This window comes from Streptomyces sp. NPDC001513, from assembly GCF_042894695.1.
Classification (GTDB): domain Bacteria; phylum Actinomycetota; class Actinomycetes; order Streptomycetales; family Streptomycetaceae; genus Streptomyces.
The window spans coordinates 165,995-186,856 of the sequence record NZ_JBIAVU010000016.1; the positions used below are offsets into that span (position 1 = coordinate 165,995).

14 protein-coding genes and 1 pseudogene are annotated in these 20,862 nt (G+C 74.6%); 7 read left to right on the forward strand and 8 right to left on the reverse strand.

What is annotated here, in order from left to right:
* Nucleotides 1-36: 36 nt before the first annotated feature.
* The 3 genes from ACFYZ4_RS32020 to ACFYZ4_RS32030 form a co-directional block, all read right to left on the reverse strand.
* The gene (locus ACFYZ4_RS32020) at nucleotides 37-609 is read right to left on the reverse strand and encodes a hypothetical protein (RefSeq protein ID WP_390785497.1); all 573 of its coding nucleotides are present in this window, start codon (nucleotides 607-609) and stop codon (nucleotides 37-39) included.
* Nucleotides 606-2,462: a hypothetical protein gene (locus ACFYZ4_RS32025; protein WP_390785498.1), complete on the reverse strand. Its 1,857-nt coding sequence runs from the start codon at nucleotides 2,460-2,462 to the stop codon at nucleotides 606-608. Before ACFYZ4_RS32025 ends, ACFYZ4_RS32020 begins: the two co-directional genes overlap by 4 nt.
* Nucleotides 2,463-2,656: 194 nt before the next feature.
* Nucleotides 2,657-3,520 (reverse strand): Crp/Fnr family transcriptional regulator, encoded by an 864-nt coding sequence (locus tag ACFYZ4_RS32030; protein WP_390785499.1) that lies wholly within the window; start codon nucleotides 3,518-3,520, stop codon nucleotides 2,657-2,659.
* Between the two features lie 441 nt (nucleotides 3,521-3,961).
* Here ACFYZ4_RS32030 and ACFYZ4_RS32035 point away from each other — a divergent pair, with 441 nt between their 5' ends.
* The 6 genes from ACFYZ4_RS32035 to ACFYZ4_RS32060 all read left to right on the forward strand — a co-directional run bounded on the left by ACFYZ4_RS32035 (nucleotide 3,962) and on the right by ACFYZ4_RS32060 (nucleotide 12,476).
* Nucleotides 3,962-5,218 carry an Hsp70 family protein gene (locus tag ACFYZ4_RS32035; RefSeq protein WP_390785500.1) on the forward strand — a complete coding sequence of 419 codons (1,257 nt, stop codon included), beginning with the start codon at nucleotides 3,962-3,964 and terminating at the stop codon, nucleotides 5,216-5,218.
* A 112-nt stretch (nucleotides 5,219-5,330) separates the two neighbouring features.
* A complete protein-coding gene (locus tag ACFYZ4_RS32040; RefSeq protein ID WP_351290899.1) occupies nucleotides 5,331-6,227 on the forward strand; it encodes a hypothetical protein in 897 nt (298 codons plus the stop codon).
* Between the two features lie 58 nt (nucleotides 6,228-6,285).
* A complete protein-coding gene (locus ACFYZ4_RS32045; protein WP_390785501.1) occupies nucleotides 6,286-7,344 on the forward strand; it encodes a hypothetical protein in 1,059 nt (352 codons plus the stop codon).
* 5 nt (nucleotides 7,345-7,349) lie between these two features.
* The gene (locus ACFYZ4_RS32050) at nucleotides 7,350-8,837 is read left to right on the forward strand and encodes a hypothetical protein (protein WP_390785502.1); all 1,488 of its coding nucleotides are present in this window, start codon (nucleotides 7,350-7,352) and stop codon (nucleotides 8,835-8,837) included.
* Nucleotides 8,834-10,783, forward strand: a complete 1,950-nt coding sequence (locus ACFYZ4_RS32055; protein ID WP_390785503.1) for a dynamin family protein — start codon at nucleotides 8,834-8,836, stop codon at nucleotides 10,781-10,783. The genes ACFYZ4_RS32050 and ACFYZ4_RS32055 overlap by 4 nt, the downstream gene beginning before the upstream one ends.
* 151 nt (nucleotides 10,784-10,934) lie before the next feature.
* Nucleotides 10,935-12,476, forward strand: a complete 1,542-nt coding sequence (locus ACFYZ4_RS32060) for a GTPase (protein WP_390785504.1) — start codon at nucleotides 10,935-10,937, stop codon at nucleotides 12,474-12,476.
* 3 nt (nucleotides 12,477-12,479) lie between these two features.
* Here ACFYZ4_RS32060 and ACFYZ4_RS32065 read toward each other — a convergent pair whose 3' ends face one another.
* Nucleotides 12,480-13,496 carry a hypothetical protein gene (locus ACFYZ4_RS32065; RefSeq protein ID WP_390785505.1) on the reverse strand — a complete coding sequence of 339 codons (1,017 nt, stop codon included), beginning with the start codon at nucleotides 13,494-13,496 and terminating at the stop codon, nucleotides 12,480-12,482.
* A 365-nt stretch (nucleotides 13,497-13,861) separates the two neighbouring features.
* Complete coding sequence (locus tag ACFYZ4_RS32070; RefSeq protein WP_384348960.1) at nucleotides 13,862-14,476, reverse strand: TetR/AcrR family transcriptional regulator C-terminal domain-containing protein; 615 nt, start codon at nucleotides 14,474-14,476, stop codon at nucleotides 13,862-13,864.
* 60 nt (nucleotides 14,477-14,536) lie between these two features.
* Here ACFYZ4_RS32070 and ACFYZ4_RS32075 point away from each other — a divergent pair, with 60 nt between their 5' ends.
* Entirely contained in the window at nucleotides 14,537-16,051 is a 1,515-nt protein-coding gene (locus tag ACFYZ4_RS32075) for an FAD-dependent monooxygenase (protein ID WP_390785506.1), read from the forward strand.
* Nucleotides 16,052-16,263: 212 nt separating this feature from the next.
* Here ACFYZ4_RS32075 and ACFYZ4_RS32080 read toward each other — a convergent pair whose 3' ends face one another.
* The 3 genes and pseudogenes from ACFYZ4_RS32080 to ACFYZ4_RS32090 form a co-directional block, all read right to left on the reverse strand.
* Nucleotides 16,264-16,821, reverse strand: coding sequence for a YceI family protein (locus tag ACFYZ4_RS32080; protein WP_390785507.1), 558 nt, complete (start codon nucleotides 16,819-16,821; stop codon nucleotides 16,264-16,266).
* A 639-nt stretch (nucleotides 16,822-17,460) separates the two neighbouring features.
* Nucleotides 17,461-17,703 (reverse strand): annotated as a pseudogene (locus ACFYZ4_RS32085) (hypothetical protein); the annotation flags it as partial.
* Between the two features lie 439 nt (nucleotides 17,704-18,142).
* Nucleotides 18,143-20,689, reverse strand: a complete 2,547-nt coding sequence (locus ACFYZ4_RS32090; protein ID WP_390785508.1) for a SpoIIE family protein phosphatase — start codon at nucleotides 20,687-20,689, stop codon at nucleotides 18,143-18,145.
* Nucleotides 20,690-20,862 lie beyond the last annotated feature (173 nt).

Consider the following 20,862-nt stretch of genomic DNA (forward strand, 5'->3'; position numbering starts at 1 on the left):
CGTTGGGCTGTCGGGCTGTTGAGGGGGTGTCCGGGGTCAGGACAGGAGGAAGAAGAGCTCGATCCGCGCGGTGCCGGAGGGGATGCCCTGACCGCTGTCGTGATAGCCGCGGATGATCTTCTCCGAGTACGGGGGGAAGAACTGCGGTGCGGCCTGGGGCAGCAGCTTGGCCACCGCCGTGGCGTACGTGTCGCTGCGGCCGGTGTCGACGGAGCCGGCGGAGCCGGAGCCGGTGCGGACGGTGCCGAAGACCATCACGAAGGCCGCGGTCCGGCCCTCGTAGCGCTTGATCTCCTGGGTGATCTGCCGGGTGAGTTCGGCGGTCTCGGAGGAACGGCCCGAGATCAGGGCGTCGGGGTCGAGGTGGATGCCGACGGAGACGGTGACCGGGTCGAGCCCGCCGGGCCGGGAGGTGTCCGAGGGGGTGGGGGAGGGGCTGCGGCCCGGATCCGCCGTGGTCGTGGTCGTTGGCGTCGGGCCCGGGTTCGGGTCCGGTGCGGCGGCCGGCACCTCGCTGCCGAGCACCACGAGCACGATCACCAGCAACAGGTCCGCGAACAGCCACCCGGCGAGGTAGGTGCCGCCCGGACGCCCCGCGTCCCGGCTCACCGCGCCCCCTCCCCGTCTTCCCCGCCCCGCGCGCCGTCGCGCTCCCACCCCGGAGCCCCGCCCCGGTCCAGGTCGGGGCCACCTGCGGCGAGCGCGTTCTGGCCGGCTCCAGCCGTGTCGTTCCGGCCTTGGCCGGGGGCGTCCGCGCCATGCGCGTTCCGGCGCGCATCCGCCGTGTCGTTCCGGTACTGGCGGGGGTCGTCTACGCCGTGCGTGTCCCGGCCGGCAGCTTCCGTGTCGTTCCGGCCTTGGTCGGGGGCATCCGCGCCATGCGCGTACCGGCCCGCGTCCGCCGGGTTGTCCGGGGCCTGGTCCGGGGCGGCTGCGCCGTGCCGGGTGGGGGCGGGGTCGGTGACGGCGAGACCCGCCTCGCGGAGGGCCTCGGTGAGGGTGCGGAGCGTGTCGTGGAACTCCGTCACCGCGGCGCTCAGCTGGGCCTCGTACAGCTGGCGACCCGCACGCAGATCGTGCTGCGTCGTCTGCTGGGCGGCCACGGCGTCCCGCAACTCCTCGATGCGGTCGGCCAGTTCGTCCGAGACGGCGCGAACCTCCTGGCGCAGCGAGGCCGCGAGGGCGGCGACCGCCAGCTCGTAGGCCATGCCGATCCGCTCGGCCCCCTCGGACGCGGAGGCCTCCAGCGAGGCGGGCAGCGTGGTCAGCGAGCGGTCCAGGCCGTGCACGGCCGAGCCCAGCAGCTGCGTCGACTCGGCGAAGGACCCGCGCGCCGCCGTCAGCGCCTCGCGGACCTCCTGGCCCACCCGGTCCATCGACTCGGCCGCGTGCCCGGCGGCGGTGGACTCCCGCTCCTCCGCCGCCACCGCGACCGCGTCGAACCGGGACGCTACGGACTCCCCGGCCGCGCCGATGAGTTGCGCCGCGTCCCGTCCGGCCGTGACGAACGATTCCGTGACCGACGTACGCAGGGCGGTGACGGCCGCGTCGACGCTCTCCGCCAGCAGCCGGCTCCCGGCGGCCACCTCGTCCGCCGCCGCCGTGGCGCTCTCCACCGACGTACGCATCTGCGTGGTCCCCGAGCGCAGCGCGCCCGCCGCGGAGTCGAGGGCTGCCGTGGCGACGACGCTGCGGCCGGCCGCGCTGTCCGCCTGGACGACCAGGTTCCGGGCGCTCTGCTGGACGGTGGCGGCCTGGCTCAGCAGGTCACGCAGCCGCTCGGCCGCGCCCTGGAGTTCGGCCGTGAACCGTCCGGGCGAGGCCGCCGCGGCGCCGGCGGCCAGCGCCTGGGTCTGGGCGAGCGCCCCGGACAACCGCTGGGACAGCAGCCGGCGTTCGCTCTCGTCTCGCTCCTCCCAGCGGTGCCGCAGCATGGTGGCCGTGGCCAGCGCCGACAGGGCCAGGACCGTCCACAGCGCCATCATGTCGAAGCGCAGCACCGGCCACAGCTGTCCGTCGAAGCCCTGCTGCCACAGCGTCAGGAACGAGCCCTGTGCCGTGCTGCCCGCGTCCCGCATCCGCTGGTACGCCCAGGCGGCGGCGCCGAGCCCGAACCAGGTGATCAGCAGCGGTACGAACACCAGAACCGTGGGCAGGACGCCCAGCCTGCGGCCCCGCGCGGCGTCCTTGTCCGGGCCCGGGGCCAGGGCGTCGGGCCCGCCGTACGCCGCGACCAGGCCGCCGCCCGCCCAGACCTCCAGACCGGAGCCGCGCGCCACCGCCTCCGCCAGCTCCCGCAGCGCGGTGCTGTGGGAGCCGGCCCGCGGGTGGGCGGCCAGCTCCCGCAGCTCCGCGGCCAGCGCCTGCGGATCCCGATGGGTCGGGCCCGGTATGACGGACGGCCGCGCCGGCGCCCGCCCCCGCGCGCGCCGGAGAGCGCGTTCGAATGTGCCTCTGCTCACTGCACCAACCCCCCAAGCGCGTTGGCTGTCGCGGACCACTGTCGCCGGGGGAGCGCCACGAGAATTGGTCAGGTGACGCATTTTTGGACACGGTGCGGGCCGATGTGAGCCTGGTGCGGTCCGAATGCGGTCCGATTGCGGGGCGGGGCGGGGGAGGGCCGGGGGAGGGCCGGGGAAGGGCCGGGGAAGAGGGCTCAGCCCGTCTCGGACAGCGGATCGTCCTCGTCCGGCGCCGCCGCCGGCGCGGGCGCGGGCGCCGGGCCGTGTCCGGCCAGCGGTGCGCGGTAGGGCCCGGTGGACGGTTCGGCCCGTGGCGGGCTCGGTTCCAGCGGCGGCCGCTTGGGCCGGGGCGGCCGGGGTCCGCGCGGGGTGGGGACCCCCGGGAGCAGGTTCTCGGCGGCCGGCCAGCCGCTCTGCCCCGCGATGGCCCGCAGGATGCCGGGCTCGCGGACGATGACCCCCCGGTACTTGGTGGCCACCGCACCGGCGGCGCGCAGGCTGCGCAGGGCGCGCTGCACGCTGGCGTCGGAGATCCCGGCGAGGGCGGCGAGGTCCGCGTGGCTCAGCGGTACGTCGATCCGCAGGCCCTCGGGGACGGTGCGCGCGTAGCTGCGTACCAGGTTGTCCAGGGTGCGGGCGAGGCGGACCGTGGCCGTGCCGCTGCTGGAGTCGATGCGGTGGCGCGTGGCCCCGCGCAGCTTGCCCGCCACCGACCGCTGTACGACCTCCGACGCGGTCGGGCTCTCCCGTAAGAAGGAGCGGAAGGCGGCGGCGGTCAGGACCCGGGTGACGGTGGGCCGGACCGCGACCACGGTGGCGGACCGGGGCTGGCCGTCCAGCGCGGAGATCTCGCCGACGATTTCGCCGTGCACGCGCAGGGCCAGCAGTACGGTGGCGCCGTCCTCGGCGCCGCCGAAGACCTTCACGCAGCCCGAGGTGATCAGCAGGGCCGTCGTCTCGGGGCCTCCTTCCCTTATGAGGGCTTCCCCGACGCCGTACGTGACGACCCGGCCGAGGCCGATCAGCGTCTCGCGGTCGTCGGCCGCCAAATTGGCCATGACTGTGCCCCGGGGCCAACGACTCATCGCGGTCGTGTGGTTCCTGGAGCTGGACTGGGTGTGTGTACGCATGGGAGCCCCCCTCGGCTTTCACGCCCGCTCGTGCACGGGCGGTGCCAGTGCGAGGAACTTAACGCACGCGGAAGTTGTCCGGGGATGAGATGGACAGACCGGATCAGGTAGCGCGCCGGGCTGGTGGAGCGAGACATTCCCCATCTGCACCACAGACCACAGTCGACCTCAACGTGCCTACTCACCAGTCAAGTTGTTGCGGCCGTAGGCCCCTCCGACGCCTTCGGTGCCGCCGGATCCCCGCAACCCGGGCGTGCGCTCGCATTCCCTCACCTGACCGGTTCTCGACTGCCGCCCTCCGCCACGATGAGGCTCCCGGCGCGGGGAGCGCCGGGCCAGGGAGCGGGACGACGTCACCCAGGGGGAGTCGTGGCCAACGGCAGGGGCACCGCCCGTGCGGGGCGAGGGGAGCGGGAGTGGTCGCTCGCCGTCGACTTCGGCACCTGTTTCACCACGGCGGCCACGTTCGGGGACGAGACCGCCGAGGGTGCCGTCGGCCCCCGCTCCCTGGAAATCGAGAACAGCCGCTGCCTGCCGGCCCTGGTCTGCCTGGACGACAGCGGCGCCCTCCTCACCGGCCGCGCCGCGCAGCAGCGCGCGGCACACCACACCGACCAGGCCGAACGCGCCCCCAAGCGGGCCCTGGCCCGGCAGTCGGCGGTGCTGCTGGGCGGCCGGACCGTCCCCGCCGCCGAACTGGCCGCCGCGGTCCTGCGCCGCGTGTACGCCGAGGCCCGCGCGGCGCACGAGGGCCGCGCGCCCTCCCGTACCGTCCTCACCCACCCCGCCCGCTGGGGAACGGCCGAACGCGGCAGGCTCGCCGACGCCGCCGCCCGCGCGGGCATCGCCGACCCCGGCTTCCTGCCCGAACCGGTGGCGGCCGCGCTGCACCACGGCCAGGTCCACGCGGTGCCCGAGGGCGGCGCCGTCGCCGTCTACGACCTCGGCGGCGGCACCTTCGACACCGCGGTGCTGCGCCGTACCGCCCGCGGGTTCGACACCGTCGCCATCGGAGGTGACCCCTACCTCGGCGGCGAGGACCTCGACGAGTGCCTGCGCGACCTCCTCGCCGAACGGGCCGCCGACCGCGACCCCGACCCCTGGCACGCCCTCTGGGACGACCCCGGGCCGCCCGCCGCCGCCCAGCGGGCCGCGCTCGGGCGGGAGCTGACGGCGGCGCGCGAGGCCCTCTCGCAGACCGGCTCGGTGGACCTCGCCGTGCCCGGCTACCCGCAGCCGTTCCTGATCCGCGCGCACGAGTACAGCGCCGCCGCCGAGCCCCTGCTCACCCGCAGCTACGAGCTGCTGGCGGCCACCATCGCGGACGCCGGGCTCGACCCCGCGGACGTGCACGAGATCGTCCTGACCGGCGGGGCCAGCCGCACCCCCCGGGTGTCCGACCTGATCGCCGAGCGGACCGGCCGGCTGCCGCTGCTCACCGCCGACCCCAAGTCAGCCGTCGTCCTCGGCGCCCTGGCCGACCTGCCGGCGACGCGAACGCCCGGATCGACGGAGGCGGCGCGGCCGCCGGACGCGGACGGCGATGCGGCGGCCCCGGGCGGGCGCGTCCGGCGTTATCTGAACCCGGACGGGGACCTGGGCTTCCGCTTCGTGCCGCACTCCTGACACCGACATCCCCGACACCGACATCCCCGACCACCGCCTCCCTCACCCACCCGTACCCCTGACCCACCCGTATCCCGTACACCCGCCCTTCCCACGACGCCGAGGGAGCCCGATGGACATCGTCATGCTGGGCCACAGCGCGGCAGGCAAGACCACCTACGTCTCACTCATGTACGCCGCGATGCGTGACGGCATCCAGGGCTTCAGCCTGCGCACCGACGACCTGCACGTCCACGGCGCGCTGACCTCCGCCGCCGAGTCCGTGCTGCGCGGCCGTTACCCCGGCATGAGCAGCAGGCGCCAGGTCTTCGACTTCGTCCTGCAGTACCAGGGCCGCGACGTGCTGCCCTTCCGCTGGCGCGACTACCGCGGCGGCGCCCTGACGGAACGCCAGGCCGACAGCCCGCAGGCCGGGCAGCTCCAGCAGGACCTCGTCGAGGCCCAGGGCATCGTCGTGTTCGTCGACGCCCACCAGCTCCTGACCGACAGCGGGTCCCACCGGTACACGCGCCGGATGACCGTCCTGGTGCAGCGGGCGCTGGAGGCCCGCGGCGACCAGCTCACCCCGCTCGTCCTCGCCTTCACCAAGAGCGACCTGCTCGACCTGGACCGGCCGGGACTGCTGGACCGGCTCGTGGAGCCCTTCGACGCCCTGATCGCCGGAGTGGCCCGGACCCAGCACCTGCGCGGCGCCGTGGCGCTGGTGGCCTGCGGCCCCGAACCGGTCAACGTGGCCGTGCCGGTGCTGTGGAGCCTGCACTACGGGATCGTCGGCCGGGGGCTGGCCCTGCACTCCTCCATCGAGGACTCCCTCACCTCCGCCCGGCGGGCCGCCGCCAACGACACCGCCTGGGACCGGATCTCCAGCTGGTGGAAGGAGGAGAGCTCCTGGGCCGAGATCAGCGCCCGTCACGAGCGCGCCGCCCAAGCCGAGTACGAGCTCCTGGAGCCCCTCTTCGAACCGGCCGAACGCCTCGCCGGCCTCCTGGAGGGCGTCCCCTGCTTCTGAGCCCGTTGCCCTCGAACCCGTGTCCGTCCCGCGCCACCGAAACGGGAGAACTCCACGCATGAGCGACCACCGGATCACCATGACCATGCTGGGCGCCACCGGCTCCGGCAAGACCACCTACCTGCACGGCATGTACGCCACCCTCTCGATGGGCCTGCGCGGCTACTTCATGTACGCCACCGACCCGGACACCGACCTCGACCTCGCCGAGGCCTGGGAGAAGCTGTGCGCCGACGGCAGACTGCCGGCGCCGAACAACGAGGACCCGACCGACTACGAGTTCGTCCTGCGCCACGGCGTGACCTCGCTGGTCGACTTCGACTGCCAGGACTTCCGCGGCGGCGCGGCCACCCAGCGCGGCGGCGAGGGCGCCCCCGCCGACATCGCCACCCTGACCGCACGCCTGGAGCGCTCCGACAGCATCTTCCTCGTCCTGGACGGGCAGCACGTGGGCCGCTGGGTCGCCGACGACACCCCGGCCCACCTCAACCCCGCCGCCGACCCCATGAAGATCGCCCGCTTCTCCCGCGCCATCTCCAACGTCTGCGACCAGCGGCGGCAGCGGGGCGAGCCCTCGCCCTCGATCGTCGTGCTGGTCACCAAGGCCGACCTGCTGGGGACGATCTCCGGGCTGCCCACCCACGAGGCCCTGGAGAAGACCGCGCGCAACCTCTCCAAGCTGGTCAAGGTCATCGACTCCGAAGGCGTCACGGCCATGCTCTGCCCCGTACAGCTCGGCAGCTTCGGCGGCGCCTCGCCCGTCACCGTGGACCCGACGCTCGTCGACCCGCAGAACCTGCACCACCCCATGATCTTCGCCCTGTTGCACTACCTCGACGAGGGCATCGTCCGCCACGGCGAGGAGCACGTACGCGCCGTGGAGCGGCAGCTCGACGAACAGGCGCAGGAACTGGCCGGGTTGCGCAGCGGCGGCAAGATCAGGAACTACTTCAAGAAGGGCGAGATCAACCGGGTGGACGCCGAGATCGCCGCCGGCCGCGAACTGCACGGCGAGGCGCAGGCCCGGGTCACCGCCGCCCGCGTCCGCGCCGAACAACTCGTCGAGGAGCTGCGGTACATGCCCATCTACCGCTCCGGCAAGCTCCAGATCGGCTGACGGCGATGTCCACGGAACACACCGAAGGGCACGGCGGCCCCGGACCGCAGCCGGGCGGCCGCTGGTCGGCCGTCGTCTACGGCCGTACGTACCGGATCGACCGCTGGTGGCGGGCGCTGCCCGACGGGGCGACGCCCGGGGGACCACTCGGACGCACGGTCCTCGCCCTGGTCGCCGGCGGTACGCGGCTCGACGACGCGCCCCGCTTCGTCCTCTACCGGGGCAGGTACGGGGTTCTGGTCGGCGTCGCCTGCCCGGTGCCGCTGCTGGGCCCCGAGATGGCGCACGACGAGCACGGCAGGCCGCTGTACGGGTTCGTCGGCTGGCACCACCCGGACCGGGCAGCCGCGCACGACCTGCCGGGCCTCGACGAGTTGGAGGCGTCGTTCCCGCACTGGGCGGGCGCCACCTACCGGACCTGGGCCGCCCCGGTCTGGGACGTCGCCCTGGCATCGGACGCGCAGACCCTCACCAGCACCGCGGCGGCGGCGCCCTGGGCGGAGCGCGGGCGGCCGGCCGACCCCGCCGCCGCGCGGCACTGGCTGCCGGCCCTTCCCGCGGACGTCCACCTGCTGCCGGCGGGGCACGCACACGGCCTGTGGGACGCCGCCCTCGCCGCCGGGCCGATGGCGGACTGCGTCCTGACCACCGGCTGGCAGCGGTCGCGCGACGCCCGCGAGCCGGGTCTGACGCACGCCTGCTGCGCGGACGTCACCGCGTACCGCCGTACGCCGCGCACGGCGGCACCGGCCCCTCCGGCCCCTGCCCACGCCCCTGCTCCGGCCGCCGCCGCGAACCCGAAACCGAAGCCGGCGCGGGGGACGGAGCGCCGCCCCCGGGAGGAGGCCCGGAAGAGCTTCCGGGCACGGGCGAACGAGGTCTGGCGGTCCGTGGTCGACGGGGACCGCTCCGACGAGCGGCCACCGGCCCCGCGCCCCCGGCCCGCGCCGCAGCACCGTACCGTCCGTCGTCCCGCCGACACCGGGTCGTACCTGACGGGCAGCGCGGCGTACGAGCCGGAGCCGCCCGCCCCGGGTCTCCTCGGCCGCCCCCGCGAGGTGGACGCCGAACAAGCCTCGTTCGAAGGCTACTTCGGCGCCTTCGGCACCCCCGCCGCCGATGCCGGCACCCCACCCGCCGCCGGCTCGGCTCCCGGCTCGGCTCCCGGGTCCGATACCGGTTCCGGTGAGGTCCCCGGCCCCCGTACGGCCAACAGCCCGGGCGGCGGCGCAACTCCCGCCACCGGCGGGCCGGCGGGCCGCGACGCCCGCCCCGGCACGCCTTCCGGCCCCGGTGGCCCGGCCGGGGCGTGGGGCGCCCTCGCCCCCGACGCGGGCGGCCGAGCCGGCACCGGCACCGGCCCCGGTGCAGCACCCGCCGCCGGCGCACAGGACGCCGCCGGCCCCGCTGCCGACCCCGACCCCGACCCCGACGCCCCATCGGATTCCGGCCCCGGCGACCCGCACCGCTCCCACCCAGGAGGGTCCGCATGACCGACAACCACCCTGCCCACCCCCGCGCCGCCGAGGTGCTGCGCCTCGTCGGGGACGCCGCCGTCCTCCTCGACCGCGCCGCCCGCTCCGACGCCGCGGACGGCTCCCACGGCTCGTCCCCCGACGGCGCGCCCGTCTCCCCGGAACTCGCCGCCGCCGTCCGCGCCGAGGCGGCCCGCATCCGGTCCGGCGCCGCCTCCCTCGTCGTCGTCGGTGAGAAGAAGCGCGGCAAGAGCTCCCTGATCAACGCCCTGATCGGGCACCGGGGCCTGCTGCCCGTGGAGGTCGACGTCGCCACCGGCGTCCACCTCGTCGTCCGGCACGCCGAAAGGCCCACCGCCGTCGCCCACCTGACCGGCGACTCCGCCCCGCTCACCGTCGATCCGGCCGACATCGCCGAGTACGCGGCCGTCGACCCCGTCACCCAGACCGCCCGCCGCGACGACGTCCACCACGTCGAGGTCGGTGTCCCCGCACCCCTGCTCGCCTCCGGGCTGACCCTCGTGGACACCCCCGGCGTCGGCGGGCTCGTCGCCGGCCACGCCCGGATCACCATGGCGACCCTCTCCCAGGCCGACGCCCTGATCTTCGTCGTCAACGGTTCCAGCGAGCTGACCGCGTCCGAACTCCGCTTCCTGGAGCAGGCCACCGAACGCATCGCCGAGGTGGTCTTCGTCCTGACCCAGACCGACAAGTACCGCGAGTGGCCCGCCGTACTGGAACGCAACCGTGCACTCCTCGCCGAGCACGCCCCCCGCTACGCCGCCGCCCCCTGGTTCCCCGTCAGCAGCCGGGCCAAGGAGGACGCGGACGCGGCGACCGCCGCCGGTGACCGGGAGACCGCCGCGCGCCGCCTGGAGGCCAGCGGCTTCGGCCCGCTGACCGAGGCGCTGTCCGGCCGGATCGCCGAGGAGGCCGCCGGGCTGCGGCTCGCCAACGCCCTGCACGTCACGCTCTCCGTGCTCGCCCCGCTCGCCGCCGTACAGGAACGCCGGCTGCGCTCCCTCGCCCAGGACCCCACTCTCCAGGAAGAGGTACGCGGCCACCGCGACGCCCTGCGCGCCCTCCAGCGTTCCGACGCCACCTGGCGCGGCAACCTCCGCCAGGCGGCTCGGGAGCTCGAACGCAGGCTCCGCGTCGGCTTCCAGCGCAACGTCAACGACCTGCGCCAGCTCGCCGAGGAGAAGATCGCCGCGTCCTCGGGCCCCGACCTCGCCACCGAACTGCCCCGGGACCTGGAGGCCGGCGTCGAGGCCATCTGGCTGGACCTGGACAATGCCACGCGGGACGGCGTCGCCCGGCTGGTCGCCCTCATGGAGCACCAGTGCCGGCTGGACGCCGGTCCGGCCGTCGCCGAACTCGCCCTCGCCCGCCCCGAACGGCTGGACGCGCTCCCCACCCTGGTCAGCACCGGCCACGACAACAGCGGCGCCCTCGCCCTCGTCGAGCGGGTCATGCCCGCCTGGGGCGCGGGCGGTCTCGCGGCCACCGTGACGGCGCTGGCCACCGGCGGGGTCCTGCTGCCGCTCGCCGCCGGATTCGGCATGATCGCGCTGCTCTCCAACCGCCGCAAGCGTCGTACCGACCTCGGCCGGGTACGCGGCGACGCGATGCGCTACGCACACCGCATGGTGGCCGAACTGACCACCGAGATCCCGCCGGAGATCACCCGCACCGTCGACGACGTCAGCGAACGCATCGCCTCCCGCATCACCGACCAGGTCTCCGCACAGCGCGCGCTCCTGGAGGGCGAACTGGAAGAACTCCAGCGCAACCTCGCGGCCGACCGCGAACAGCTCGCCAAGGAACGCGAACGCGCCCGGCGCCGCGCGGCCGCCCTGGGCGAGCTGATCACCCGGGGCCGTGATCTCGCCGCCGCCATCGGCCACCCGGCCGCCGCCGCGGCCGCCGCCGCCGTCCCGGAGCCGAAGCCGGACTCCGCATGACCGCGGGCCGCCCCGGCGGCCCGGCCGCGGTTTCCGCGGACGCCCCGCGCCGGGCCGCAGGCCCATGGGCGCTGCCCGGCGGGTCCGGTGCCGTCGTCGGGGCCGGGTCCGGGGTGCTTGCGCTGCCCGCGGCCCTCGGGCGGGTGGTCGCGTGACCGCCCCCGCCGGGGTGTCCGCGGGTGAGCTGTGCGGGCGCGTCGACGCGCTGTGCGGGGCCGCCGCTCCGTACCTGCCGCCCGACGCGCCCGTCGCCGCCGTGCTGGCCGCCGTACGGCTGCGGCTGGCCGAACCCGGCCTGCGCATCGCCGTCGGCGGCCGGATGAACGCGGGGAAGTCCACCCTCGTCAACGCCCTGCTCGGGCGCCGCCTGGCCGCCACCGGGGCCACCGAATGCACCACGCTGGTCGCCTGGTTCCGCGGCGGTGTGCAGAACCGCCTGGAGGTACGCCGGACCGACGGCCGCCGCTACCACGTACCCGGCCGCCCCGGTGGCGGTGTCCCCCGCGACCTGACCCTGCTCGGCTCGACCCGCGAGGAGATCGAGGAGATCGTCGTCGAGACCGCCGGCGGCCAGGACCCGGACCGCCCGTGGATGCTGGTGGACACCCCCGGCATGGACACCCTCAGCGGACTCGACGGCATCGCGCTGCGCGCGCTCGGCGCCGCCGACGCGCTGCTGTACGTCATGCCGCACCCCGGCGCCGGGGACGCGGAGGCGCTGGAGGCGCTGCGCCGCCAGGCGCACGACCGGATGACCGCCCTCAACGTCGTCGGCGTCCTCAGCCGCATCGACGAGCTCGGCGACGGTACCGGCGACCCCTGGCCCCGGGCCCGCCGCGTCGCCGCCACCTACACCGCCCGGCTGACCGGCCTGCTGTCCGGTGTCGTGCCCGTGGCGGGGCTGCTGGCGCAGACGGCGCTGGGCGAGGAGTTCACCGAGGCCGACGCCGCCTTGCTGCGGCGGCTCGCGACCGCGCCGCGCGAAGACCTGGACAAGGCGCTGTACTCCCCGCAGGAGTTCCTGCACTGGGCCGACGGTCCCCTCGACATGCCCGGCCGCGCCCGGGTACTGGACCTGCTGGGCTGCTACGGCATCAGCGCCGCCGTGGACGCCGTACCCACCCTGGCCGGTCCCGGCGCCCGGCCCCTGCTGGCGGCGCTGCGCGAGGCTTCGGGCATCGACGCGCTCGTCGACGAGATCCGGCAGCGCTTCGTCGCGGCCGCCGACCGGCTGCGGGCCGCCGCCTCCCTCGGCCTGCTCGACGAGGCCGCCCGCATCGCGCTCGGTGACGTCGCCCTCGCCCCGGCGGCCCGCCGCGCCCTCGACGACCTGCGCGCCGGCGTCGCCGCCCTGCGCCGCCACCCGCTGCTGCGGCAGACCGAACTCGCCCCGGCGCTGGCCGACTTCGCGGCCGGGCGGCTCCGCCTGTCCGGGCCCGACACCGAGGCCCTGCTCCGCCTGGCCACCGGCACGACGACGGCCGCCTGCCTCGGCCTGCCGGAACCGACCCCCGGTACGACCGCATCGGGATCGGCATCGGCCTCGGCATCCGCGCACGCGGCCCGTACGGCAGCCGAGGCGGCGGCCCGGTGGCGGCAGCTGGAATCGGGGCCGTCACGGGTCCTGCAACGCCACGCCCGCACGGCCCGCGAGCTGTGCGAGGAGCTCTACTTCAGGGCCGCCTCGACCTGATCCTCACCACCGGTCATGGCCGTGGTCGTCGTCCCAGTCCGCCACGGGATGCGGGTCGGGCTCGTGGCCGTTCTCGCCGTGCACGTAGTCCGAGACCGAGGTGTAGCCCGTCCCGTCGGCCGACTCGATCACCTCGTTCTCGGAGAGGTGCCCGTCGTCCCAGGTCTGCTCGCCCTCGTGGCCGTCATGGCTCATGTCCGCCAACTCCTCGCCGATCCGCTGGACGTGTTCCTCGTGCTGGTCGTGTTGGTCGTGCGAGTCCGTGGTGTGGCCCTCGGGGTCCCGCTGGTGCTGTGCCCTGACCAGCATGTACGTCCCGGACACGCCGAGGGCGGCGCCGCCCGCCCGTACACCGCGGCCGCGCCGGGCCGCACGCGCGCCCGGCGGGGGAACCGCCACCCCGAGGGGAGCCGTACGGCCCCGGGGCAGCACACTGATCCACGCGTCCGAGGAGAACCGCTTCTCCGGGATGTCCACCCGCACCGGACGGAACGCCGAGCCGGTCAGACCGCCCGCACCGGTCGCGAAGGTGTCCGCGTACAGGTCGGCCGACACGATCAGCGCCATGTCGCTGCCCGCCGACTCCGCGAGCGCCGTACGCAGTTCCGCGGAGTCCAGCAGCCGCGACGCCAGCTCCACCGACCAGGCGACGAAGCCCAGCGGCGCCCGCTGCACCGACCCCTGCGCGAGCGCGGCGCGCAGTCGGATCTGCTCGTCGGCCGCCGCCCGGGCGTTGAGCACGGGCAGCATGTCCCGCAGCCCCTGCACCAGTCCGGGCACGGCCTTCGCCTCGTCCACCCCGGCGGGCAGCAGGAGCAGTTGACCGTCGCCACGGTCCTGCCGCTCGCACCCCTGCCAGCGCACTCCGCCCCGCTCACAGGCGTAGTCCAGCGCGTGGGCGACCCCGTCCTGCACCCGCATCTGGGCCTGATGGCTGCGCCCGCTGTACTTCTCCACGTCCACGATCAGACACAGTCGGCGCTGTCTGCCGCCCTGTGCGCCCATCCCGCGGCCCGCCATCGGCACCCCCCACATCGAGCGTCCGGCAGGCCCAGGCTAGCGCCCCACCACGACCCTGCGGAGCCCTTTCGCCCCAGGTGCCGCCGGGCCGTATCCGAGCAGGCTCAGCGCGACCGCGCACGCCGAAGGCGCGGTGCAGGAGGCGGCGTTGACCGCATTGCGGCGCATCGGGGACGTCCGGGACGGCGCGGCCCGGGCGAAGATGGCCCAGGTGCTCACCGCTACCGCCACGCAGGCGCACGACGACGCGTCCGTGCGCGTGGAGCAGAGCAGGCCGCGGCAACGGGGGTCCAGAGGCTGCGCGTGGTCTTCCCCCGCCCGCCGCGGAACGGATCCCGCCCCGGGCGCCGGCTCGCCCGCGCGGCTCAGCGCCGGCCGAGGACCGCGTCCAGTCCGAACTCGAACCGGTCGTCGAAGGAGTCGGCGGCGAGGTGGTCGAACGTGCGGTGGAGGGCGGGGTGGCTCGCCTCGGAGACCGCCTCGGCCAGCCGGTTGCCGAGGGGCTGCCGCGCGGCCGCCTGCTCCTCCTGGGTGAGGCCCAGGGTGAAGTAGATGGCCGCCCATGTGGTCCAGGCGGCCTCCCGCTCGCTCCGGCCGCCGTCCAGGAGCGAGCCGACGATCGCTTCGGCCAGGCTCAGGGTGTGCGGTTCGGCGGCGTAGGTGCCGACGACCAGGGCCGCCCCGTCCCGGTGGGCGAGCAGGGCGCGGCGGTAGCGGCGGACCAGCTCGCCGGCGCGCCGGTCCGGCTCCTCGGGCAGGCCGTCCAGCGGGACCTCGCCGACCACCGCGTCCGCCATCAGCTCCAGCATCCGGGCCTTGGTCTTCACGTGCCACAGCACGGTGTTCATCCGTACGCCGAGCCGCTCGGCCACCGCCCTGGTGGACAGCGCCTCCAGCCCCTTCTCGTCCAGCAGTTCCAACGCCGCCCGGATCACGCTGCCGGGTTCGAGCCTGCCGCCCGCCGCTTGCCTGTTGGTCATTGACCTAGTTTACTGCGGACAGAGGTTGTTGGTCACTGACCAAGGAACTGGGGAGCAGTCATGGAACACCAGCATCAGCAGCAGCACGTCCTCATCGCCGGCGGCGGCCCCGTCGGCCTCTGGCTCGCAGCCGAACTCCGCCTCGGCGGGGTCCCGGTCACCGTCATCGAACCGCGCACGGAGATCGACCAGCGCTCCAAGGCGCTCACCATCCACCCCCGCACCATCGAGGTCCTGGCCTCGCGCGGGGCGCACCGGCCCTTCCTCGCCGAGGGCCTGCGCATTCCGAACGGCCACTTCGCCATGCTCGACACCCGGCTCGACTTCCGGGACCTGGACACCCCGTACCCGTACACCCTCTTCCTGCCGCAGGCCCGTACCGAGGAACTGCTCCAGGAATTCGCCCTCTCGCTGGGGGCGACCATCCTCCGCGGGCAGCGCGTCACCGGGTTCACCGAGGGCCCGGGATCGGTGACCGTCCGGGTGGAGGGACCGCAGGGCCCGTACGAGACGCGGGCGGCGTACCTCGTCGGGTGCGACGGCACCCGCAGCACCGTGCGCACCGCCGCCGGCATCGACTTCCCCGGCACTCCGTCCACGGTCGTCGGCTGGCTCGGCGACGTCACCCTCGACGACCCGCCGCGGACCGGCTTCGGCGCCTTCACCCGCCACGGCGGGGTGCTGATCGCCCCGCTGCCCGGCGGGCGCCACCGCATCGTCGGCGTCAGCCCCGACAGCCTCACCACCGAGTGGCCCGGCGACCTCACATCGGAGGAGCTGCGGCAGAAGGTCACCGCCGTCACCGGCGAGGACTTCGGCATGCGCGATGCGTCCTGGCTCTCCCGCTTCGGCAACGCCACCCGACTGGCCGCCGCGTACCGCCGAGGCCGCGTCCTGCTGGCGGGCGACGCCGCCCACCAGCACTACCCCGCAGGGGGAGTGGGCATGAACGTCGGCATCCAGGACGCGCACAACCTCGGCTGGAAGCTGGCCGCGACCCTCGGCGGCCGGGCGCCGGACGGCCTGCTCGACACCTACCACACCGAACGCCACCCGGTGGGCGTCCAGTTGATGGAGCACAGCCGCGCCCAGACCGCGCTGATGACCACCTTCACCCCCGAGGGACTCGCCCTGCGCTCCCTGCTCGACGGGCTGATCGCCACCGGGCCGGATTTCGGCCGCGCCCTGTCCGAACGGCTCACCGGCCTCTCCGTCCGCTACCCCGCCGCCGATCCCGGGGCGCACCCGCTCACCGGCACCCGCGCCCCCGACCTGGCCGTCACCGGCACGGACCGGGGACTGCTGACCCTCCTGCGCCCGGACGCGCACCTCCTGCTCGACCTCACGCCCTGCGGCACGCTCGGCGCCCGCCTGTCGCGGCCCGGAGCCGCCGTCCACACCGCGGCGCCCACCCCGTTGCCGGCCGCCTGGAACGGGGTACGCGCCGCACTCGTCCGCCCCGACGGCCACGTGGCCTGGGCCGGGACCGACCAGGACGACGACCAGCTGGCCGCAGCCGCGAACGAGGCCGTCTCCGCGACCGGTCTTCCCGTCCCCGTGGAGGAGGCGGTGTGACGACCGTCATGCGCCGCGGATCGAACCTCCGCCCGCCCACGCTCCGGCCCGGTCCCCGTGGCGCATTCGGGCGACCCGGGCGCGGTGAGAGCGCTCCCGAGGACCACCGACGGCTGCCCGGCCTTGACCGAGCCGAGCAGCTGGACGAGGCCTCGGTAGCTCAGCCGTGCCCGGTACTCGACCCCCGTGGCGGCGAGGCTCCCGGAAGAGGCCTAATCCTGCTTGATCGCGGAGATGTCGAACTCCAGGACGACCTTGTCGCCGACCAGGACGCCGCCGCCTTCCAGGGCCGCGTTCCAGGTCACGCCGTACTCCTTGCGGGAGATGCTCACCGATCCCTCCAGGCCGACGCGCCGGTTGCCGAAGGGGTCGACCGCCGTGCCCGTGTACTCGAAGTCGATGCTGATCGGGCGGGTGGTGTCCTTGATGGTCAGGTCACCGGTGACGCGGTACTCGGTGCCGGAGAGCGACTCGACCGCGGTGGTGCGGAAGGTGATGTCGGGGAAGTGGGGAACGTCCAGGAAGTCGTTGGTGCGCAGGTGTTGGTCGCGCTGTTCGACACCGGTGTCGATGCTCTCGGCCTTGATCACCAGCTGGGCGGTCGAGCGGGCCGGGTCGGCGCCGTCCAGGTGGGCGGTGCCGTCGAACTGGTGGAACGCGCCGCGGACCTTGGTCACCATGGCGTGGCGGGCGATGAAGCCGATCCGGGTGTGGGCGGGGTCGAGGACGTAGTCCCCGGTGAGCTCGGCGAGGGCGGGGGACGTGGTCAAGGGTGCCTCCGTAGGGCCTGCATCCCGGCGGCGGTCCGCCCGGGATTGTCTCCCGGGCCACGCTAGGGCGTGATCGGTTCGAGGCGCGGCCTGACGCACGGGGCGGCGGCACAGTGCACCCAGCCGATCGATCCCGCGGCGAGACCGCCGCGGGCCGGGGCCGCGCGGACCGAGGCGCTCGGCTCCCTCGCTCCACCGCCCTCGGCGCCATGGCGGGGACGGTGTGGCCCGTGTCCCCGCCATGGCTTCAGTGGCCCAAAAGCCTCAGCTCACGCGTTCGATGCGTGCGCGGCGGATGAGGTTCTTGCCGGGCTCGCGGACCTTGTCGAAGGCTGCGTTGTTGAGGAGGACGCAGCTGCCTGAGGGACCGTTGACCGTCACTGTGGTGGCTTGGCCGTTGTCGAGGTTCGTGACCTTCAGCTTCGTGCCGACGGGGAACGTTCCGCTGGTCGCCGCCGGGGCGCCGGCCTCGCCCGACAACGTCACCGTCGACCCCGGGCACACCACCTCACCGGTGGCCGGCGGCGCCTGGCCACCCGCCGCACCGGATGCACCCGCCGCACCTGTCGTGCCCGATCCGCCTGTCGTGCCCGCCCCACCTGTCGTGCCCGGCGCGCCCGCGGCCGGCGCGCCGCCGCCGCCCACCCGCTCGACGCGTGCGCGGCGGATGAGGTTCTTGCCGGGCTCGCGGACCTTGTCGAAGGCCGCGTTGTTGAGGAGGACGCAGCTGCCTGAGGGACCGTTGACCGTCACCGTCGTGGCTTGGCCGTTGTCGAGGTTCGTCACCTTGAGCTTCGTGCCGACGGGGAACGTCCCGCTGGTCGCCGCCGGCGGCCCCGCCTCGCCCGACAACGTCACCGTCGACCCCGGGCACACGACGTCGGGGACGGAGGCATTGCCGGTCGCCACTGTCACGATGACGCCTCCGGTCACCAGGGTTCCCGTGGTGACAGAGAGCACGAGCTTCTTCATCACACTCATAGTCCGTTTGCGGGACATTGACACTCCTCGATCCGATGGACGCTGTCTCCCCCGTCCTGCATACGCCCGGCGCCACACGCCAGTTCATTCCTTGTCGCGGCATTACAAATCCGGCGGTGCGGAGGTTTCGGAGTGCTGCGCATGGAATGCCGCAGCGGCTGGAGGCTCGTGGAGTACGTTCAAAGACGCAGGTGGACGCCGTCCCGCTGAAGGCGATCGACGCGTGCAGCGTTCAGGCCGACCCTCTTGACCGACGCGGGAACGAGAAGACCGCAGGCAGCCTTAAGGTTCGGTTGATTCCCCCTTAATGCTCCGCCGGACTTCCGCGCATTCCCGTCGATCAGGCAAGCGGCAGGTTCTGTTCGGACCAGACGGTCTTGCCGCCCCTGGTGTAGCGGCTGCCCCAGCGGTGCGATAGCTGGGCGACGATGTACAGGCCGCGACCGCCTTCCTCGGAGCTCCTCGCACGCCGCATCCTCGGCTGCGTATTGCTGGCGTCCGAGACTTCGCACGTCAGGGTGTCCGCCCGGATCAGGCGGAGGCGGACCGCGCCGCCCGCGTGGCGAATGGCGTTGGTGACCAGCTCGCTGACGATGAGCTCCGTGCTGAAGGCCAGCTCGTCGAGGTCCCAGGCGGTCAGCTGGTCCAGGACGAGATGGCGCGCGTCACCGACGACCGCCGGGTCGGCCTCCAGCCACCAGGTCGCGAGGGAGCCGGGATCCACCGCCCGGGTACGGGCCAACAGGAGGGTGACGTCGTCCCTCAGCCTGCCCGGCGGCAGCCCTTCCACGATGTCGTGCCGGGCCTGACGCAGCGGCCGGCCGAGTACGTCCGCGCGCAGCAGCCGTTGCGCCAGGTCGTCCATGCCCTGGTCGATGTCCCCCTCGCCGCGCTCGATCAGGCCGTCGCTGTACAGGGCGAGCACGCTCCCCGGCGGCAGTTCGCGTTCGACCGGCTCGAAGGGCCAGCCGCCGACCCCCAGGGGCGGGCCGGGGCTCAGTTCGACGTACTCCACCGTGCCGTCCGGGCTGACCACGGCCGGCGGCGGGTGCCCGGCGCTCGCCATGACGCACGTTCGGGTGACCGGGTCGTAGACGGCGTACAGGCAGGTGGCCCCGGCCGGTCCGCTGGGCACCGGTATGCCCGCGTCGGCGTCGTCCGGGTCGTCGCTCTCGGCCTCGGCGGCGACCTGGAGCACCATGTCGTCCACGTGCGCCAGGAGTTCCTCCGGTTCCAGTTCCAGGTCCGCCATCGCGCGTACGGCGCTGCGCAGGCGGCCCATCATGGCCGTGGCGTGCAGCCCGTGACCGGCGACGTCGCCGACCACCAGGGCGACCCGGGCCGACGACAGCGGGATGACGTCGAACCAGTCGCCGCCCACTCCGCTGTCCGCGTCGGCGGGCAGGTAGAGACCGGCGGCCTCCAGCGCGGGCCGCTCCGAGGTGGCCGGCGGCAGGAGGCTGCGCTGCAGGCCCACGGCGGTGCGGCGTTCCTTGGTGTACCGCCGCGCGTTGTCCACGGCGACGGCCGCACGGGCGGCGATCTCCTCCAGCAGGGCCAGGTCGTCCTCGTCCGGTGGGGGAGCGTCCCCCGTGCGCCAGAGGGTGAGCCTTCCGAACCTGATGCCCCGTGCGCACAGCGGCGCCGTCATCGCCGAATGGGCACCCGGGACGGTCGTGGCCCACTCCGGGGCCGCGTCGTCCCCGGGCCCGGTGGACCGGGTTCCGAGGCTGGTGATCAGCTCTCCCCGGCACCCCCGCTCCTGGGGCGCGACCGTTTCGGGCCCGCCCGCCTCGGTCCCGCCCGCCTCGGTCCCGCCCGGGTCGGGAACGGCCGCGGCGAGAGGAGCGGGGAACTGGGCCGTCCCCGTACGCAGCGCCGCCGATTCCGCTCCGGCGACGGCCAGCCGGATCAGGGGCAGCGTGAGCCGCCCGTCAGCGGGTGGTTCACCACCGGTCAGAACGGTCTCCGCGAGATCCACCGCCGCGCAATCGCCGAACGCGGGCGTCAGGACCTTGACCAGGTCCTCCACGGTGCGCAGGACGGACAGCGAACCGCCCAGCGCTCCGGTCGCCCGGTACAGCAGGTCCAGCCGCCCACGCGACCGCTCGTGGTCGGTGACGTCGGTGAACACCGCCGCCACACCCATCGGATGCCCGTCGGGTTCCTGCAGCCGGAACGCCTGGATGGTCACCACCCGGCCGCCCCTCGGGTCGTCCAGGGTGCGCACCGTCGTGTTGAGACCGACCAGGGGGATCCCGCTGCGCATGACCTCCCGCAGCCGGTCGTCGATGATCCGCGCGTCCTCCGCCCACAGGAAGTCGGCCAGGCGCCGGCCGGACAGGTCGATCGGCACCCCGGTGTACGGCAGCAGGTGCGAGTTCGTCCGCAGCAGGCGCAGGTCCGCGTCGAAGACGGCCAGGCCCACGCGGCCCTGCAGGAACAGTTCCTGCGTGAAGGCATGGTCCTGCCGCCAGCGGGCGACCAGCTCCAGCGGTGCGCCGAGTACGAGGCAGCGGGCCGTGCCCTCGCGAGCGCCGTCGTTCAGCGGGATGACGCGCAAGCCGATCTCCAGCTCACGTCCTGAGCCGTGCCGCAGCGTGGCCCGGCCCTCCCAGCCCACCGGGCCGTCCTGGCCCTGCCGGTCCGCCCAGTCCTCCCGGCCCTCCTGCCGACCCTGCCCGGCCTGGGCCAGCACGGCTTCCCAGCTGCCGGCGTCCGCCAGGAGGTCCCGTGCCGGCCGGCCGCACACGTCCGCGGACCGGCGGTCGAGGAGGGCTTCGGCCGCCGGTGTCCATGCGAGGACCGTCCCCGCGGCGTCCAGCAGTGCCGCGGCCGTGTTCGTGGCAGCGAAGGGATAGTCCTGGTCGCTCTCGGTGGCGCGCATGCGTGCCCATCTCGTCCGCCGGTCCCGCTGCCCTCATGCTGATCGATGTCCGGAACGGGAGCCAGAGGCGTTGCGCCATCCGGATCCGCTTCAGGCGTCGGTCACAGTGTCCCGCGAGTGCGCCCCGGGCGGGAAGGCCGGCGTCGAGGACGCCGGTCCCGCCCGGGGCGCAG